The organism is Alcanivorax sp., from assembly GCF_017794965.1.
GTDB lineage: Bacteria > Pseudomonadota > Gammaproteobacteria > Pseudomonadales > Alcanivoracaceae > Alcanivorax.
The window spans coordinates 3,129,732-3,147,747 of the sequence record NZ_CP051240.1 but is presented as its reverse complement, the minus strand read 5'-3'; the positions used below and the strand labels follow the sequence as shown (position 1 = coordinate 3,147,747).

At 57.4% G+C, this 18,016-nt stretch carries 15 protein-coding genes; 11 read left to right on the top strand and 4 right to left on the bottom strand.

Going from position 1 to position 18,016, the window contains the following annotated elements:
- The first annotated feature begins 217 nt into the window (after positions 1–217).
- From hemH to HF945_RS13835, 6 genes are all read left to right on the top strand, one after another.
- The gene (gene hemH, locus HF945_RS13860) at positions 218–1,300 is read left to right on the top strand and encodes a ferrochelatase (protein ID WP_290523156.1); all 1,083 of its coding nucleotides are present in this window, start codon (positions 218–220) and stop codon (positions 1,298–1,300) included.
- Between the two features lie 228 nt (positions 1,301–1,528).
- On the top strand, positions 1,529–2,680 hold the full coding sequence (locus HF945_RS13855; protein WP_290523155.1) for a hypothetical protein: 1,152 nt from the start codon (positions 1,529–1,531) through the stop codon (positions 2,678–2,680).
- Positions 2,681–2,737: 57 nt separating this feature from the next.
- Positions 2,738–3,136, top strand: a complete 399-nt coding sequence (locus HF945_RS13850; protein WP_290523154.1) for a hypothetical protein — start codon at positions 2,738–2,740, stop codon at positions 3,134–3,136.
- 146 nt (positions 3,137–3,282) lie between these two features.
- On the top strand, positions 3,283–4,245 hold the full coding sequence (locus HF945_RS13845) for a LuxR family transcriptional regulator (RefSeq protein WP_290523153.1): 963 nt from the start codon (positions 3,283–3,285) through the stop codon (positions 4,243–4,245).
- Between the two features lie 198 nt (positions 4,246–4,443).
- Complete coding sequence (locus HF945_RS13840; protein ID WP_290523152.1) at positions 4,444–5,616, top strand: helix-turn-helix transcriptional regulator; 1,173 nt, start codon at positions 4,444–4,446, stop codon at positions 5,614–5,616.
- Positions 5,617–5,733: 117 nt separating this feature from the next.
- Positions 5,734–7,398, top strand: coding sequence for a hypothetical protein (locus HF945_RS13835; protein WP_290523151.1), 1,665 nt, complete (start codon positions 5,734–5,736; stop codon positions 7,396–7,398).
- Positions 7,399–7,619: 221 nt separating this feature from the next.
- On the opposite strand, the gene HF945_RS13830 is transcribed toward HF945_RS13835, so the two are convergent.
- Together HF945_RS13830 and HF945_RS13825 are read right to left on the bottom strand one after the other, a co-directional pair.
- A complete protein-coding gene (locus tag HF945_RS13830; protein WP_290523150.1) occupies positions 7,620–8,867 on the bottom strand; it encodes a hypothetical protein in 1,248 nt (415 codons plus the stop codon).
- Positions 8,868–9,119: 252 nt separating this feature from the next.
- A complete protein-coding gene (locus HF945_RS13825) occupies positions 9,120–10,133 on the bottom strand; it encodes an isocitrate dehydrogenase (protein ID WP_290523149.1) in 1,014 nt (337 codons plus the stop codon).
- Between the two features lie 137 nt (positions 10,134–10,270).
- Between HF945_RS13825 and HF945_RS13820 the strand changes: the two genes are divergently transcribed.
- The 5 genes from HF945_RS13820 to HF945_RS13800 all read left to right on the top strand — a co-directional run bounded on the left by HF945_RS13820 (position 10,271) and on the right by HF945_RS13800 (position 15,297).
- A complete protein-coding gene (locus HF945_RS13820; RefSeq protein ID WP_290523148.1) occupies positions 10,271–11,680 on the top strand; it encodes a PhoPQ-activated protein PqaA family protein in 1,410 nt (469 codons plus the stop codon).
- A gap of 310 nt (positions 11,681–11,990) precedes the next feature.
- Complete coding sequence (locus tag HF945_RS13815; protein WP_290523147.1) at positions 11,991–12,941, top strand: ABC transporter ATP-binding protein; 951 nt, start codon at positions 11,991–11,993, stop codon at positions 12,939–12,941.
- A complete protein-coding gene (locus tag HF945_RS13810) occupies positions 12,938–13,699 on the top strand; it encodes an ABC transporter permease (protein WP_290523146.1) in 762 nt (253 codons plus the stop codon). Before HF945_RS13815 ends, HF945_RS13810 begins: the two co-directional genes overlap by 4 nt.
- A 7-nt stretch (positions 13,700–13,706) precedes the next feature.
- On the top strand, positions 13,707–14,618 hold the full coding sequence (locus HF945_RS13805; RefSeq protein WP_290523145.1) for a bestrophin family ion channel: 912 nt from the start codon (positions 13,707–13,709) through the stop codon (positions 14,616–14,618).
- A 241-nt stretch (positions 14,619–14,859) separates the two neighbouring features.
- Complete coding sequence (locus tag HF945_RS13800) at positions 14,860–15,297, top strand: hypothetical protein (protein ID WP_290523144.1); 438 nt, start codon at positions 14,860–14,862, stop codon at positions 15,295–15,297.
- 159 nt (positions 15,298–15,456) lie between these two features.
- On the opposite strand, the gene HF945_RS13795 is transcribed toward HF945_RS13800, so the two are convergent.
- Entirely contained in the window at positions 15,457–16,677 is a 1,221-nt protein-coding gene (locus HF945_RS13795; RefSeq protein ID WP_290523143.1) for a saccharopine dehydrogenase NADP-binding domain-containing protein, read from the bottom strand.
- A 151-nt stretch (positions 16,678–16,828) separates the two neighbouring features.
- Positions 16,829–18,004 (bottom strand): alkane 1-monooxygenase, encoded by a 1,176-nt coding sequence (locus HF945_RS13790; protein WP_290523142.1) that lies wholly within the window; start codon positions 18,002–18,004, stop codon positions 16,829–16,831.
- Positions 18,005–18,016: the final 12 nt, after the last annotated feature.

Here is an 18,016-nt window from a genome sequence, read left to right as displayed (position 1 = left end):
TATGCTCTGTGGGTGCGACCACGATGGCGCGTAGCGTCCTCCCGGGATCGCGGTGGAACCACTGCTCCCACAGAGAGGGTTGGGATATCCGGTTTTGAATTTGGCGCCAGTCGTCAGACTTCCGACGTCAGACCATGGCACAGCATCATGGCGTCTTGACGCGATCTCGCTACACTATCAGCCTGAGTTTGCACCTATACCAGCGAGAGAGACCCGGATGGCCTACCAGGGACAACCCAATTTCGACCACCGTCAGCCCCGTCGTATCGGCGTACTGATCACCAATCTCGGCACCCCGGATGCCCCTGAAACGGGTGCTCTGCGTCGCTACCTGCGCGAGTTCCTGTCCGACCCCCGGGTGGTGGAAGTGCCACGCTTTATCTGGTTCTTCATACTCAACCTGGTGATTCTCGTGATCCGCCCGCCCCGGTCTGCCCATGCCTACAAGACGGTCTGGACCGAGGAAGGCTCCCCCTTGCTGGTGCACAGCGAGAATCAACTCAAGGGTATCCGCGAGCGCTTGCAGCAACAGTACGGTGACGATGTGGTGGTGAAGCTGGGCATGCGCTACGGCAACCCTTCCATCGCCAGCCAGCTGCAGGAAATGGAAGAGGAAGGTGTACGTCAGCTGCTGGTGCTGCCGCTCTATCCACAATACTCCGGCTCCACCAATGGCTCCACCTTTGATGCCCTGGCCAAGGACTTCATGCAGCGTCGCTGGCTCCCTGATCTGCGTTTCATCAGTCACTACCCGGATTACCCGCCCTATATTCAGGCCATGGCGGAACACATCCGTACCTACCGTGAGACTCACGGCAGCGCGGACAAGCTGATTTTCAGTTACCACGGTGTGCCCAAACGCTACCTCACCAACGGTGACCCCTACTTCTGCGAATGCCACAAGACGTCACGTCTGTTGGCAGAGGCGCTGGGGCTGAGTGACGACCAGTGGATGACCACCTTTCAGTCCCGCTTCGGCCGAGAAGAGTGGCTGCAGCCCTATACCGACTTCACCATGAAGGCCCTGCCCGGCGAGGGGGTGAAATCCGTGCAACTGTTCTGCCCGGGTTTTTCCGCAGACTGCCTGGAAACCATCGAGGAAATCGATGTGGAAAACCGCGGCTACTTCGAAGAGGCCGGCGGCGAATCCTTCGCCTATATCCCGGCACTCAATGCCGAGCCTGTTCACCTGGATGCGCTCACGCAGTTGATTGAAGACAACCTGCAGGGGTGGCAACGGGAGGACAATCAGCCAGAAACCCGCAACGCCCGCGCCGCCCGGGCGGATGCCCTCAAGTAATCTCCCCTCTCTGTTCCGGTTCATGGCGCCCGCTTTTTGCGGGCGTTTTGCTATCTATCCCCAAAATGGGTGATGCGGATGCATTGTCCCCCAACTAGTATCTCGCTCTAGTGACTGCTTGGCCGGCAGAGACACTCTGACATGTTGGGGTGGCCAGGTTGAACATGGATGTCTCACTCGAAGGGGAGGATGCCCCGAGCGCACAGAAATCAGATCCAGGGGAAGGAAATGCGGTATTTGCTGCTGGTTTTGGCGGGCCTGTCATCGTTGCTTGGCGGCTGTGGCACCATTAATGCCGAGCGCGAAAGCTACATGAAAGATAGCGTCTATGAGGCGCGCCGATATTATGGCGATGCGGTGTCATCGCCTGCGTTTTCACGGTACGAGATGGCGCTGGATTACGAGGTCTCCGACGGTAATCTTTTAGTGAATATCGATCCACAAGAGATTTATACGCAGTCAAAAGAGCTCTTTGTGGTCAAAAAAGAAGTCAGCTATCAACGCTATGGACCGATTCGATATAGCCCGCCAGCCTGTGTAATTAGTGTGGTAACGGTTTTCAATGTGCTATTCGCAATGATCGACGATGACTATGCGGATAGTTTGAAAAAGTCATGTTACAAGGTTTATGAGTGGAACAAGACGGAAAAAGAGTTGCCGCCGGAGTTGGCGGGCATCCAGTCCGTGGAACTGATAAAGCGTGATTACCGGGATAGGGATGGGCGGCTCACTTTCTTTCTGGAAGCGGACGGAAAAAGGATCAATCAAGCGAATCTCACTGGCTTCCGTGGGAACAGTCGTAGTGGTGCATATCAATGGGAAGTGAATAACTGGTTCGACTTCTCCAGGCTAAACCAGGGCGATGATCTGGATATCGTCATTACCAATCGTCGCAACAAAAACAGGTTTACCCTGGTGAGGAAAGTCTCAATCAGTCACCAGGACGCGGAGAATCTGGTTTTCCAGCATAAGTTTGATGGCGTGGTCTCCTTCATGGCTGCCTGTGAGCAATGTAATTATCAGCTTAGGCAGTTATCCCCACTGGAGGTGGCGGAGTTTGATCATCTGGGGGTGGATTATTATTACTATGCCTGGAAAACCTATAGATACTTTGTCAAAGGAAGAGGTGGGAAAAAAGTCAATTCACTGGATATGGGCAGGATCGCCAGCTGCCTGGAAGACAGATTCCGCTACGGCGATATCTATGTGAAGGATTTCTTTGGCAAGACAGAATCGGGTCACAGGAACAGTTTGGCTATGGTGGAAGATATCTATGAGCCGGAACGTTCAAAAATGAGGACAACAGGGCCTGACATTGATGACATCAGGGACTGTGCAAGGGCAAAGCGTGTAGAGGCTGATTTTTTTCATGCTGATTAGTTTGTGTCAGCGAGATGAGATCGCAGGCGAAGTGTTTTATGAAAGGGGAGGAATGAGATGAAAAAGTTCATGCTGTCAGTGTTGCTGGTACTGATTGGCGCAGGGGCAAACGCGGAGATTTATTATCTTGAGTGTGAGGCCATAGGCTATGCGTATTCCTATGACACGAAGCAATTTTACCAGTCAAGGAAGGTGGGTTTTAGATACAAGGATACCCGAGGTTGTGCATTGGGCTCGGAGCGCACCTTTATTCGCAACCAGTGGCGCTCATTCTTTCAGAGTGAGGTGCGTGAATCTTTCAAGTATACCATGGATGTGAAATCCGACTGTGAATGCCATGACAAGCCTGCCTCCGGTGTGTCCCGGGATTTGCAGGATTTCAAAAGTGATTTTGTCAGGAAGGGCTTCTATACCTACAAGTTGCGGGGGTTTGATCCGGAAGACAGGGATTTCTAGGGCCGCTGCCCACTCTTGTTGATATTGACAAGTCCCTGGCAACCGCCCGTTTTTGCTGGCGTTTTGCCATTAATACCCCAAATTGGGGATGTGCGCGCAGCTACCAGTGATTAAGGTAATCCTGAGGGAACAAAGAGGACGCCGGGGTGATTGGGCAAGAAGACCTGACCGAGGTGATGGACGCAATCTACTTTGCGCCTCACCAGAAGCATGGATGGCAGACGTGCCTGGATCTGATCTGCAGGCACAGTGGTGCGGAGGGCGCCCAGCTGCTGATGGTAAATGGTGACAATGGCCAGCTTGTGGCGGGCTACCAGAGCCGATTGCCGATCGGTCAGCCCGCCGATGAAACCGGAGTTGGGGCTGTGGTTGATATGGCCTGGCGTGTTCGCCATGAAATTGATGGGGCACTGGTGGACCTGATCGTGCAGAAGCCACAGGATCAGGTGCCATGGGCCGCGCCGGAAAAGCAGATGCTGGAAGGCTTGATGCCGCATATTGCCCGGGCCATGCGCCAGGAAGAGGCCTCGCGGCTCCTCAATGACCGACAGGCGGCAGTTCATCGGCAGAAACAGGGGGCCATGATGTTACTCGATGGCCAACACAATGTGGTTTTCCTCTCTGCGGAAGCAGAATTGCTGCTATCCAGTACGGCTGCCGCCAGACTGGAAGAGGGGCGCCTGCAGCTGTCTCAGCGCAAGAAACAGACAGAGTTGGATGGCCTGATTCGGGCGTGCTTTGAAACCAGGTCTACTGGCATGGTCAACCTGAAAGGCGGCGAGCCGGGCGCCTCGCGGTTGCTGGTCAGTACAGTGCAGCCGCGGGATCAGAAACTGTTTCAGAGTCATGGACTGGTGGCTGTGTTCATTGTCGGTGACGCCTGCGAAGAAAGTAGCGAAGAGCAGGTTATTGGCCAATGGCTGGGGCTGACGGAATCGGAATCGCGCATTGCCAGCCTGATTGCCCAGGGGCGCCGGCCGGCAGAGATAGCCGGTGATATCGAGCTGTCGGTGCACACCGTGCGGCACCACATCAAGAACATCTACCGCAAGACCGGGGCGCACTCACAATCCCAGTTGACCGCACTGGTGCTCAACTTGCCGGCCTGAGTCATGCTCCGGGGGCGCGGGTCTTGCTATGTTGTGTTGACGGGGTGAGCGGGTCGGACGACTGAAACCGGGTGTCGAACGCACAACGCAGATACCTTTATCACGGGTTCAGGGTGGTGAGACGTTTTGAGTATTCGGGGGCTGATTTTGCCGTCAGACACCTGACTCCCGACGTCCTACAAACAAGAGGCTGACATCATGTTTGCTGGAAAGGGACTGGATTCATTACTGGATGCGCTTTATTACGCGCCCTATGACGCCTCTGGCTGGCAGGAATTCCTGAACCGGATCGTCAGCCTGTCCGGCAGCCGTTCAGCACGTATTCTGGTGATGAACAAGAGTGCAGACCAGGTCTTCAATGGCGTGCAGGTGAACACGGATGCCAGTGCCTACCAGGCGTTTGTCGATCACTATGTGAACCTCTGCCCGTGGCGGCCGGGGCTCTCCACCTTGCCCCCCGGAAAGTTCTATTCCTCGTTTCTGGACGGCATCTGCGACCAGAAAACTTTCTATCGTTCCGAGTTCTTCAATGACTGGGCTCGCCATCTGGATATCCATCACGGGGCCAGTGGCACGGTCTGGCAGCATGATGGCCAGACCATTCAGATGTTCATGCAGCGCACCGGTGGTCAGGGGCACTTTACCCGTGATGAAACCAACGCCTTCAACGCGCTGGCGCCTCATATTCGCAGGGCGCTGCGCTTGGAGGCCATCATGCACCAGCGCAGGCAGCAACAGGCGTTTCTCGAGCAGCAGGGGCGCTTCAGTGCCATGTTGCTGGTCAATGCCGCAGGCGAGGTGGTCTATGCTTCCGAGTCTGCCTGGCACACCCTGCGTGATGAACCCGGCATCCGAATGCATGCTCGCAAACTGCGCCTGCAAGACAAAGCCAGCCAGGAAAATCTGGACCGACTGCTCACCGCTTCTTTTGCTGGTGGCAGTGCTCATGCCCCGGTCACCGGCGGCGTCGTGCCGCTTTGGCGCTATGCTCGAACGCCGTTGCTGATGCAGGTGATCCCCTTGCATCCGGATGCGGACAGCACTTTGATGCCGGTTCCCGCCCATGCTGCTATCTATTTGGTAGACAGCGAGCAAGAAACACAGATCGATCTGGACAAGCTGGCATCACTGCTGGACCTGACCGCCGCTGAGGCGAGGGTGGCAGCACTGATTTCCCAGGGCGACAAGCCTGCCGACATCGCGGCCTTTTGTGGCGTGTCTGTGCACACTGTGCGTAGCCAGATCAAGAGTATCTTCCTCAAGACCGAGGTTTCCAGCCAGGCCCAGCTCACCAAGCTGGTTCGGGCGCTGCCTGTGCAGCGTCAGGTCCCTCTCCCCAGAACCCCTTTTCTCCTGTCCAGTGCGGGCTGATGAACGCTGTTTTCGAGAAAATGTTGGGTTGATGTCTTTGCGTACCCAATTTGGGGGATGCGCCGCCCTTTGCTAGTCCTTTAGTGTGATCCTGCAATGCAATTATCTGGAGGGATCATGAATACATTCAAACTCAGTGCACTCGCTGTCGCCATTACCGCTGTTGCAGCCTGTGGTGGGGACGGTTCTTCATCGGGTAGGGGGGCTACACCCGCAGCAACCCCGTCCGAAACCGGCGTCTTTGTCGACAGTGCTGTTGCAGGCATCAACTACAGCACCTCCCCAAGTGGCATGTCAGGCAAGACCAATGCGCTCGGGGAATACAACTATGAGGAAGGTGACACGGTGACCTTCTCCATTGGGGGGACCTCCCTGCCGCCGGTGGCAGCTTCGGGGCGTGTGACGCCGGCGGATATGTCGGATGATGCCGACATCGTGACCAATGTGTTGCAGCTGCTTCAGACACTGGATGAGGACGGTAACCCGGATAACGGGATCTCTATTGGGGATCAGGCCCATAATTTGCTGGATGGCGTGTCCCTGGATGTGACCGGCGCTGCCGGTGACTTTGATTCCCAGGCGGAGACGGCCATCGGCGAAACTCTGGTCAGCGAAGAGCAAGCCAATGAGCACTTTGCTCAATCCCAGCAGGCGGATCTCCGGGGGAGCTGGGTGTTTGTTGAGCCAGCGGGTGAAAGCAGCAACGGGCAAGGCCCCAATGGGGAAGAGATCAATGTGATCACCTTCCTGGATGGGCAGCGCTATATTGTCGCTCACAAGTACGGAAATGAAGATCAGGGCGCCGCGACCGTGGAGTGGGGGTTCTACAGTTGGGATCCCGTATCCGGTCAGCTGAGTACCGAAGTCTCTCTGGAGTCAGATTCTGACGGTGGCCTGGGTAACGGAACCGACACCCTGAGGCTGGTCGGTGATGAACTGCATCTCGGCAGCGAAGAAGGGGCGGAAACGCCATTCATGGCGGTAGAGAGTTCCAGTAATCCCTACGTGGGCAGCTGGTATCTTCCTGAAGGGGAGGACTTCAATGTGCTGACCATTCTGGATGGCAGTAACTACGTTGTCGCACACTCCAATAATGCTGAAGCCTATACCGGTGAGCCTGTGTCTGCATCCTCCGAATGGGGGACCTACAGCATTGCTGGAGGTCAGTTCCAGGTCACCGGGAATGTCAGTGAAACCGATGGGCCTGGTGGTTTTTATGACGATGGTAGCGGCGCGTCTGCCGATGTTGAGGCAACGGCCTATGGCGACCTCTTGATGGCGTTTGGTCCGCAAGACCGTATTGCGTTTGTTCGCGTTGGTCGCTTTCCGGTAGACCTGGAAGATCTTTCTGGAGAAGAAAGCACGGTGATTGTGGAGCGCGTTACCGAGATGGGCTTCCCTGATGACGGCATGCCGTTTGGTTTTGTGTTCGAAATGGCAGGCGAGGATCTGGATGGTAACGGGGAAAATGACTACAGCATGGTGCAGCTGGGTGGTGATGGTTCCGGCACCCTTACCTTTGCCCTGGAAACCGAGGATGAAGAAGAGTCGGTAATCAACGCTCCGTGGGAGATGCTGGACAGTGGAACGCTTTCCTTTACAGAAACCATCCCGGGCGATCTGAGTACGGGTTCCTGGAACTTCGCCATTATCAAAGGTGGCGATGAAGGGCCGCTGGCATTGGTAGACTTCAGCCACATCTCTGGCGGGACCCATAATCCCCTGGGATTCTTCATCAGTCCGCTGTTCCCGACCGGCCCAGCCCCCGGGTCTGCTGAGTAATTGCAACAGGAAACGAGCCCTCCCGGGCTCGTTTCCTTATGTGCGATTGCTGCTATTGAGTGACTCCATCGCCTTCATCGGGGTGATGTTCCATTGATCGTTATGCCGACAGGGTTATTGTCCAAAGACTGTTGATGTTCAGCAGATACCACCTGAACGCCCTTGAGCCTGTCTTGAACTAGCCCGCAGGGCCGTTAGCCCAATAGTCAGGATGGGGAGTGCTACCTCAGCAACGCGGTCAAAATCTGGCTGATCAGTTCTCCTTGCCGTGAACAGCCGGTTTTCTGGAATATCTGCTTGATTTGCGAGCGTACGGTGTTGACGCTGCGCCCCAGTTGTCTGCTAACCAGCTGCACATCGTTTCCGCTGAGGAGTTCCTCGCATACCTGGGCTTCGGCCCGCGTCAGGTCGAAATAAGCGGCAATCTTTTCGGCATTGGGTAGCGTGCGATGAGTTGGTTCATAGACCATGACGAGCGCGCCGCCTGCCAATAGTTCACTGCTCTCAATGGGCCGAATAACGAATATCAAAGGGGGGCGGGGTCCCCGTTTGAGAAACAGGGTTTCGCTGCAATAGTTTTCCTTGCCGATGCTGGAGCGTACCACCTGGGTAGAAGCTCGCATGAAGGCACCTTGAACATCGTCCTCAGCAAAACGGAAGCGTTCTTCTCGAATGCTCAGGCATTGCTCACGGGCGATAAGATCTCGGGCTGTCTTGTTCGAATAGAGAATGGTCGCCATGTTATCGAGGACAAAGGTGGCGTCGGGAAGGACATCAATCACCGCGGCAAGGGATGAGGTTGTTTCGTTACGGTTCTCCAGTTGCCGGAAAAGCTGCATGGCTTGGCGGATATGGGGAACCAGACGATTCAGGGCCTCCAGTTCAGCAGTTTGGTAGGCCCCTTGACCTACGGTGCGCTGAATGGTCAGTACATAACTATGGGTTCGAGTGGTGTCGACGACCAACCAGGCGGAGTCAAGCATGTCCTGGTCGTTTTCCCATTTGGAATAGTCTTCGTCAGGCTCAAAATCCGGCAGCAGGGGCAGGGCAGACTGGAACAGGCCCGGTGCTTGTTTGACGGCCTGATGGGTGACCACATCCTGGGCGATCATGTTGTTTTTCAGATACCAGTCGATGAAGGCTTCCGACAGACCGTGATACCAGAGATGATCGATCTGCAGGGGGGCTCGTCTGACCATGAGCAACTGGGATGCGCAACCGTTAATGGCACTGGCCAGTTTTTCCAGAAAAGGGTGGAACCCCTCGGTATGGGTGAGCGCGCCATAGAGTGAATGGAGCAGTTCAGACTCATTGTTGAGCGTCATTGAGGCATTCATCCCAATGCCCTCACCAGCATGGCAATTAGCTCGAGTGGCTGTGATGGTTGTCATGCTATTCCCCCTGCTGGCTACCGGTCGTTGTCGGATTCGCCCATGAATCCAGGCGACGACCATTATGATGGGCAGCAATCCTTTCCCCATCCCCCAAACAGGGGATAGCAAGTACCTTACCGGTGCACGGAGGAAGTGTGAAGTGGATCACGATGTGCGGTTTGGCCGGGGGAGGGGATGGCGGCAAAGGGGAGGTCATTGCGGAGTAAGCAGTAACGAGTCACGAGAAGCGAAAACCCGCCAATGGGGTTTGTCTTTCGCAACTCGCAACTCGTCACGCTATGCCAGAAACGATAAACGGGCGTCGCGGGTTGAAGTTTGTGCGTGAAATCAGGCCGTCAGCTGCCGGATCAGTTCGTCAGTGAACTCGTCGGTGCTGGCACGCCCCCCCAGATCCGGGGTAACCACTTCACCGGCGCCCACTACCTGGCGTACGGTGCGGCGCAGCAGTTTCGCCTTGTCGTGCAGTTCCATGTAATCGAGCATCATGGCGCCTGCCAGGATAATGGCGGTGGGATTGGCGATGCCCTTGCCGGCAATGTCCGGGGCGCTGCCGTGCACCGCTTCGAACAGGCCACCGTGTTCGCCAATATTGGCGCCGGGTGCCACACCGAGTCCGCCGATCAGGCCGGCGCACAGGTCGGACAGGATGTCACCGAACAGGTTGGTAGTGACGATCACATCGAAGCGATGGGGGTTCATGGCCAGCTGCATGGCAGTGGCATCCACGATCATCTCTTCATGTTCCAGATCCGGGTAGTCTTCGCGTACCTTGCGAGCCACATCAAGGAACAGGCCGGAGGTGGACTTCATAATGTTGGCCTTGTGCACCACCGTGACCTTCTTGCGGCCCTGCTTCATGGCGGTTTCATAGGCAAAGCGCAGCAGGCGTTCGGATTCGGTGCGGGTGATGCGGCTGCGCAACTCGGCGGTTTCGCCATCGTCACTGACGGTTTGACCCAGCCCTGAATAGATGCCCTCGATATTTTCCCGGATGGTCATGATGTCCACGTTGTCATAACGGGATTTCACTCCGGGAATGGACAGCGCCGGGCGCACGTTGGCAAACAGGTCGAAGGTCTTGCGCAGGGTCACATTGACGGAGGTGAAGCCTCCCCCGACTGGTGTGGTGATCGGTCCTTTCAGGGCCAGGCGATTGCGCTTGAGCGTGGCCAGGGTTGCTTCCGGTACCAGATCCAGCCCCTGATCCAGAGCAGTCTGGCCGGCAATGGCATAGTCAAATTCGAGGCCGCAGTCCAGGGCCTTCAATACGCGAACGGTGGCATCCACAATGTCCGGGCCGATACCATCGCCCGGGATTACGGTTACGGTGTTTTCGTTCATACTGCCTCCTGAATGGCCATTACTGCGGGGCTTCCCATTCTGCCCGCAGGCGCGGCTAAATTGAATGCCGACCAAAGTCGCACCGCATCTTGCTCACACTTTCAAGGACGACTATGCACCAGCTTCAGGACATTGTTGTGAAAGCCCTGCTGACGTTGCTGCTGTACTGCCCTGGCTGGGCCGGGGCGCAGGCTCTGGAGGCCTATCTGGCCCGCCCCGAGCCGGATTTCGCCTGGCAGCATTATCACCACGAAGCGGGTTGGCTGGCAGATCACTATTTCCTGCGCGTTACCTCCCAGCGCTGGCTGGACAGGCAACAGGTGGATCAACCGCTATGGGAGCATGAGGTAACGGTGTCGGTGCCCTGGTCGCCGGCCTGTCCCGGGCGTGACCGGCAGGACCAGACCGCCCTGGTGTTGATCAGTGGGGGGGAGCGACCGGGAGCGCAAGAGCGTACTGCGCCCGGCAGCATGGCCACGGCGCTGACCTTGCTGTTCTGCCGTCCGGTGGTGGAAGTGCGTCAGGTTCCCAACCAGCCACTGACGTTCGCGGGGGAGGCCCGGGCCCGTTCGGAAGACAGTCTGCTGGCCCGCTCCATGACGCTGGCGGTGGCGCAGCCACAGCATGAGTGGCCGGTCCACAATGCCATGGTCAAGGCGGTCATTGCTGCCATGGATGCGGTGCAGGCGTTCAGTCGCCAGCAATCCGGTGTGGACGCGATTGAGGATTTTGCCCTGCTGGGCTCGTCCAAACGCGGCTGGACCGCCTGGCTGGTGGCGGCCCATGATCCGCGCATCCGGGCACTGGTGCCGGTGTCCATCGACATGCTGAACCTGGGCCGGCAGTTTGATCATCAATATGCCAGCTACGGTGAATATACCCCGGCCCTCAAGGCGTTCAGCGCGGAAGGGATTGATTGCCTGATCCGCAGCGAGTCGGGCAAGGCCATGCTCGATCAGGTAGATCCCTGGGGCTATCGGGAGCAGTTAACGTTGCCCAAGCTGGTGATCAATGCCTCAGGTGACCCTTACTTCGTCAGTGATAGTTGGCGCTTTTATTACCCGTGGCTCGCGGGTAACAACTGGCTGCGTTATACCCCGAATACCGGACATTCCCAGGGCGATGGCATGGCGCGCCTTAACCGCCTTGCCCAGGTAGCCAACTGGCTGGATCAGGTGCTGGCGGGGGAGACGCCGCCGTCGATCGATTCCCGGGTTACAGACAATGTGCTGGAAGTCCGCCCCAGTCAGTCGCCCCGTGAGATGGTGCTGTGGCAGGCCGATAATCCCGACGCGCGGGACTTTCGCCTGGCGACCTCCGGCGCGAACTGGCGCCCGGTGGCGCTGATACCGGATGACGACGGGGTCTACAGGGTGTCTCTGGACGCGCCGGCGCAGGGTTATCGTGGCTGGTTTGTGGAGGCCCGTTTTGGCGGCTGGTGGGGCGTGCAGCAGCAGATCTACACCAGTGGCGTGCAGGTGCGGCCGCAGGTGCTGCCTTACACGCCAAGAGACTGTGCTTCACCCCGCGGCGAAGCCAATTCATGACATAATGTCAGGCCAGACGCTGGACGCCGGATGCCTGACGGAAAACCGATAAAGAACCAGGTGCATAACCTGTAATGCGGTTCAGTTCAGCCCGATGGCTCTGTGGGAGCGCTTGTGTCCTTTAGGGTATGTCTGCACGCGAAGTTTTTTCATTGCGCTTCATTCGCGTGCAAGCACGCTCCCACAAAAAACATAATCGTGGACCCCCCGTGTTGTGCGATCAGGTTTGAGTTCGTCGGGTTTGGGCCTTTGATTTTTGGCATCCGGCATCCGGCGTCATACGTAAATTGCCCCGACCAGGGAGAAACATGTGAGTGCTGTCATTTCCGTCAAGGATCTTAACAAGATCTATGATTCCGGCTTCCAGGCCCTCAAGGGGGTGAACCTGGAGATTCAGGCCGGAGAGATTTTTGCCTTACTGGGGCCCAACGGGGCCGGCAAGACTACCCTGATCAGCATCATTTGCGGCATCGTCAATCCGTCCAGTGGCAAGGTGCTGGCGGATGGCCATGACATTATCAAGGAATTCCGTGCGGCGCGCAGTGCCATCGGGTTGGTGCCCCAGGAACTTTCCACCGATGCCTTTGAAACGGTATGGGGCACGGTAAGCTTCAGTCGTGGCCTGTTCGGCAAGCCGCGCAATGATGCCCACATCGAGAAAGTGCTGCGTGACTTGTCTCTGTGGGACAAGAAAGACAACAAGATCATGATGCTGTCTGGCGGTATGAAGCGCCGGGTCATGATTGCCAAGGCTCTGTCCCACGAGCCCAAGATCCTGTTTCTGGATGAACCTACCGCCGGGGTGGATGTGGAGTTGCGCCGGGAAATGTGGGAAATGGTGCGGGAGCTGCGTGAGCAGGGCGTTACCATCATCCTGACTACCCATTACATTGAGGAAGCCGAAGAGATGGCGGACCGGGTGGGGATCATCAATCGTGGCGAGATCGTGCTGGTGGATGAGAAGACGCGGTTGATGGAAAAGCTGGGCCGCAAGCAGTTGACCGTGCAGCTGGCCGAGCCGCTGCAGACCCTGCCCGGCTCCCTCAACTATGAAGCCCTGGAATTGGTCAACGATGGCTGGTCATTGATCTATACCTATGATGCCAACCAGGAAAGTACCGGTATCGCCGAGCTATTGCGCCAACTCAATGAGGAAGGGATCGACTTCAAGGATCTGCATTCCCGACAGAGTTCGCTGGAGGATATCTTTGTGGATCTGGTGAAGAACGGCGAGCGGGCACTGACAGGAGAGGCAACATGAATTTTTACTCCATCAAGGCCATCTACAAGTTCGAAATGGCGCGCACCTGGCGCACCCTGATGCAGAGCATTGCTTCGCCGGTGATTTCCACCTCGTTGTACTTTGTGGTGTTCGGTTCTGCTATCGGCTCGCGGATGGTGGAAATCGATGGTGTCAGCTACGGCGCCTTCATCATTCCCGGCCTGATCATGCTCACGCTAATGACACAGAGCATTTCCAATGCGTCGTTTGGCATCTATATGCCTACCTTTTCCGGCACCATCTATGAAGTGCTGTCGGCACCGGTGTCCTATGTGGAAATCGTCCTTGGCTATGTGGGTGCAGCGGCCACCAAATCGTCCATTCTCGGTCTGCTTATTTTGCTGACCGCGCGGTTCTTTGTGGACTACGAGGTCCAGCACCCGTTCATGATGCTGGCCTTCCTGTTCCTCACCGCCATTACCTTCAGTCTGTTTGGTTTTATCATTGGAGTGTGGGCCGATACCTTTGAAAAGCTGCAAATCATTCCATTGATGATCATCACGCCACTGACCTTTCTCGGTGGCAGTTTCTACTCCATCGACATGTTGCCGCCGTTTTGGCAGACCGTGACGTTGTTCAATCCGGTGGTCTATCTGATCAGTGGCTTTCGTTACAGTTTCTTCGGTACTGCGGATGTGCATGTGGGGGTGAGTATCGGTATGACCGCCCTGTTCCTTGCCATTTGTATCGGGCTGGTGGGGTGGATCTTCAAGACCGGCTACAAGCTGAAGAGTTGAGGCGGCGATGATTGTCAGGGAACGCCCCAACGCCGTTGCACTGCTGTTTGCGTTACGCGGTTCCATTGTCCCGGAGATTCTGCCGCACATAATTTGTGTTGCTCTGTTTGCCTCCGGGGTTACCGCCCTGAGTCATTCTCACCTGGTGGAGATCAGTGCCTTCTCGGTGATGCCTGTCACCTTGCTGGGGATCGCCTTGTCCATTCTGCTGGGGTTTCGCAACAATGCGGCGTACGATCGCTGGTGGGAAGCACGCAAGCAGTGGGGGCAGATGGTATTCGAGGTTCGCAGTCTGGCCCGGGCCAGTGGCAGCTTGCTCGGTGAGGACAGCCCGGTGCGTCGTGCCTTGTTGATGCGGGTGCTGGCCCATGCCCATGCCCTCAATGCACAGCTGCGCAAAGAACCGCTGACAGAGACTTTGACCCAATGGGTTGCACAGGAGACCCTGCAGGCGGCCCGCCAGCGGAGCAATCCGGCAGAGGCGTTCATTGCCCAGTGCGGGCAGTTGCTGGGCGCCGAATACCGGCAGGGGCGACTGGACAGTATGGGGCTGAAACTGCTGGATGAGCGACTGACGGCCTTGAGCGGTATCCAGGCAGCCTGTGAGCGCATCGCTGCTACCCCGTTGCCGTTTGCCTATACGTTACTGGTGCACCGCACCGCCTATGCCTATTGCTACCTGCTTCCCTTCGCGCTGGTGGGCGGCCTGGGCTGGGCTGCGCCAGTACTGGTGGCGGCTGTGGCTTATACCTTCTTCGGCATCGACAAGTTGTCCGAGCATCTGGAAACGCCGTTCGGTCGTGATCCCAATGATCTGCCACTGGATGCCCTGTGTCGTATTCATGAGATCTCCGTGGCCGATGCCTTGGGCGATCCTGCACCGCCGCCCCTGCCGGTGAAACACTTCCAGTTGCAGTAGCAAAAGCAGCTGTGAGCAGCGCGCTTCCTGGTCAGAAGATAAACCGTTGTTACCGTAGAGCACACAGCGTTCACTGAGGACAGAAGGGTTTTTCTGTGGCCTCGGTGAACTCTGTGGCGAATGTGCCTCTGCCTTTGCCTGACATACCTCATATGGGGGATGTGCGCCTTGCCACGGCTCGTTACCGTTAACCCGTTGCGGAGATCGTTCCGCCTGTACGGATAACGAAGAGGGGATAGTGATGCGCTGGTTTGTCATGCTGATGGTTGGATTGGGGATGTCCCTGCCGGCAGTGGCAGAGGACTTCAATTACTCTGGCCACAAGGTAACGGTTAACGGGGTGCCGGCTGCTGTGTTCGGTGGCTATGACAACTTTGAAGGCAAGGGTGGTGGCTTTTCACGGGATGGCAGCACTTACCACTTCGGCAAGGATGGCACGGTCACGGTCAACTGGGCCGGTGGTCGCACGGTGAAAGCGGATTGGGGGCTGGTGCGCACCAAGGGTGGCGGTGATTTCATGCGGATCAAATCCAGCCCCGGCAAGCCGGAGTTCGTCGGCGCCTACATCCTGGCCATGAAGATCAAGGACCAGCACCATATTTCCAAGTTCTATTTCCTGCCGGATTCCAATGAAATCTGGGAGACCTCTGCGCGTTATCAGATGATGAAGAAGCAGTAACGCAGCACGCTTCACGCAGCACGCAACAACGCGGGCAAGGCTGGTGTTGTTTTAACCCCGGTGCCCGCGCCCTTCGATGAGTCGCGCCCTCAAGCGTAAAAAGTTCACACCCAAAGCAGGTCGCGTTGTTGCGTGAAGCGTGTTGCGTGCTGCATGGAATCACACCACCTCGAACGTCAGACCTGCCTTGTTCTGCAGTCGTTTGAGCAGGGCTTCGCCGAGCAGGCTGGCGGTGGTCCAGAAGCCGCCGGGGGCTTCGGGGGAAATGTCTCTGGCCAGACACACGGCGGATTCGGCCAGCATCTTGGAGGTGGAGCCATAACCCGGATCCGCATCGCCGGTCACCTTCACCTGGAGCATGTCGCCGCTGGCGGTGTGGCCAACAAGGCGCACATCAAAAAAACCGGCTTTCTGCGCTTCCGGGCTGGGGCCTTCGCCAGGTTGTGGAACCACAAACTTGTTCAATGCCCAGCGGGTCGGGGCAATGGCCGCAGCACCAAAGAACAGGCCTGTGCCGATACCAATGCCCAGCGCCTTGAGCCGGCCGCCGATGCCGTCGCCGGTAAGCATGCCTTCGTTGTAAGTCATGTCCTTGCTGTAATCGTTCAGTGCGTTGGAACGATGGACGATACGGCTGTTGATGGCATCCATGACGAAGGGGGCAGCCCAGGCATGCAGGTCATCTTCATATTCCGGCATGGTGATGCTGTGCTGGCGAGCGCCAAGGCCATGGTTCGGGGGGCACAGAAGATAAGGGTTGGCCAGTTTTTTGCGCAGTGCCGGATCTTTGGACGCTTCTTCGGCAATGTTCATCATGCTAGCCACGGTGCCTCCGGAGACGCCGCCTTTGGCTACTTTCACGCGCATGGCCACACGGGTGGCCGGGGCCTTGAACTGCTTCTGCGCCTGCTGCTGCAGGAAGAAGACCCCCATGTCGGACGGGATGGAGTCAAAGCCGCAGCAATGCACAATGCGGGCACCGTTCTGCTTGGCGGTGGCCTCGTATTTTTCCAGCATGGCGGCAATCCATTGGGCCTCGCCGGTCAGGTCGCAATAGTCGGTGCCGCTGTCGGTACAGGCGCGAATCATGGGTTCGCCGTACAGGGCGTAGGGCCCCACGGTGGAGATCACCACGGCGGTCTGGGCGCATAGTGCATCCAGGCTGGCCGGGTCGTTGGCATTGGCGGTGAGCAGCGGCAGTTGGCTGGCAGCGCTGCCAAGTGCGCCTTTGACTTGTTCCAGCTTGTCCCGGGAGCGGCCGGCTGCGGCCCATTTCAGCTCGCCGTCCACACCGTAGGTGTCGGTGAGGTACTGACAGAGAATCTGGCCAACAAAACTGGTGGCGCCGAAGACCACCACATCGAAGGGGGTGTCGCTCATGAGAACTCCTTGTGCTGACAGGCTGAATCAATCCAGAACAAGAGGGTAACGGACAAGACAGACAAAGTATCTGCCTGACTGTGAAAAAGGCGAGAGAGGCCACCCCGGTGTCGTTATCCACGGCAATGGGATGGCCCTTCGTGGGGCGCTATCAGGGCTGGATCTGGTACCGGCGGATTAATGCCGCTTTTTTGCCCGGGTGGAAGTTGATGTTGGTGGCGCTGTGGTCGGCGTGGGCCAGCAAGCGGTGATCCATCACCCGGAACCATAGCGGGGGCACGTAGCTGATCAGGAACATCCCGAAATAGCCGTTGGGTAATGTGGGCAGATTGTCGAAATGCCGCAGGCTCTGATAGCGACGTGCGGGGTGGGCATGGTGGTCAGAGTGGCGCTGCAGGTGAAAGGACGCCCAGTTGGAGAACATGTGGTTGCTGTTCCAGCTGTGGTGAGGCTGGGTACGCTCATAGCGGCCGTCAGGCTGCTTGTGGCGTAACAGGCCATAGTGTTCCACATAGTTGGCAGAGGTCAGCTGCAGGTAGGACCACAGGGTGACGGCGGCAATGAAGGGCGCCATCTGCCAGCCAAACAGGGCAATGATGCTGCCCCATATCAACACGCTCATCAGGGCGGGCTGAAGAATTTCATTATGCAGCGACCATACCGGTTGACCCTGCTTTTTCAGCCGCGCGGCCTCCAGTTCCCAGGCACGGAAAAAGGCACCGGGAATTTCCCGCAGGGCAAAGCCCCAGATGGTCTCGCCCATGCGGGATGATGCCGGGTCTTCCGGGGTAGCCACGTCACGGTGGTGGCCCTTGTTGTGTTCAATGGGGAAGTGGCCGTATCCCAGCGGGGCCAGCACTATCTTGGCCAGCCAGCGCTCCAGGCGGGTTTTCTTGTGGCCCAGTTCATGGCCCAGATTGATCCCTGCGGCGCCACAGATGGTACCGGTGAGCAGCACCATGGCCAGCCAGCCATGCCAGGGGAGAGTGTGAGTGCCAACAAACCACATGCCGAACAGATAGGCGCCGATCAGGATAGGGACCAGGGCGTAGGTCATGTACCGGTAGTACGGATCCGCCTCCAGTTGTGGAACCACCTCTTCCGGCGGGTTGCTTTGGTCCTCGCCGATCAGCATGTCCAGCAGGGGGATGATCAGGTAATAGAACATGAGTGGGAGCCACAGGGTGAGTGCTTCACCGGTGGCAAAGTAAAGCACCGGACCGAGAAAGACACTGCCGGGTACCAGCAGTGACACCATCCACAGCGCGCGCTTGCGGTCACGGTATTCGACCCCGGACGGGCCAGTAAAGACACCTGCCTTGCTCATGGTTATTGCCTC

What these genes read in the sequence shown, in the direction of transcription:
- HF945_RS13795 (WP_290523143.1), bottom strand. Translation starts at nt 16,677, where the DNA reads ATGAGCGACACCCCCTTCGATGTGGTGGTCTTCGGCGCCACCAGTTTT.
- HF945_RS13840 (WP_290523152.1), top strand. Translation starts at nt 4,444, where the DNA reads ATGTTTGCTGGAAAGGGACTGGATTCATTACTGGATGCGCTTTATTAC.
- HF945_RS13790 (WP_290523142.1), bottom strand. Translation starts at nt 18,004, where the DNA reads ATGAGCAAGGCAGGTGTCTTTACTGGCCCGTCCGGGGTCGAATACCGT.
- HF945_RS13855 (WP_290523155.1), top strand. Translation starts at nt 1,529, where the DNA reads ATGCGGTATTTGCTGCTGGTTTTGGCGGGCCTGTCATCGTTGCTTGGC.
- HF945_RS13850 (WP_290523154.1), top strand. Translation starts at nt 2,738, where the DNA reads ATGAAAAAGTTCATGCTGTCAGTGTTGCTGGTACTGATTGGCGCAGGG.
- HF945_RS13835 (WP_290523151.1), top strand. Translation starts at nt 5,734, where the DNA reads ATGAATACATTCAAACTCAGTGCACTCGCTGTCGCCATTACCGCTGTT.
- HF945_RS13805 (WP_290523145.1), top strand. Translation starts at nt 13,707, where the DNA reads ATGATTGTCAGGGAACGCCCCAACGCCGTTGCACTGCTGTTTGCGTTA.
- HF945_RS13825 (WP_290523149.1), bottom strand. Translation starts at nt 10,133, where the DNA reads ATGAACGAAAACACCGTAACCGTAATCCCGGGCGATGGTATCGGCCCG.
- HF945_RS13810 (WP_290523146.1), top strand. Translation starts at nt 12,938, where the DNA reads ATGAATTTTTACTCCATCAAGGCCATCTACAAGTTCGAAATGGCGCGC.
- HF945_RS13800 (WP_290523144.1), top strand. Translation starts at nt 14,860, where the DNA reads ATGCGCTGGTTTGTCATGCTGATGGTTGGATTGGGGATGTCCCTGCCG.
- hemH (WP_290523156.1), top strand. Translation starts at nt 218, where the DNA reads ATGGCCTACCAGGGACAACCCAATTTCGACCACCGTCAGCCCCGTCGT.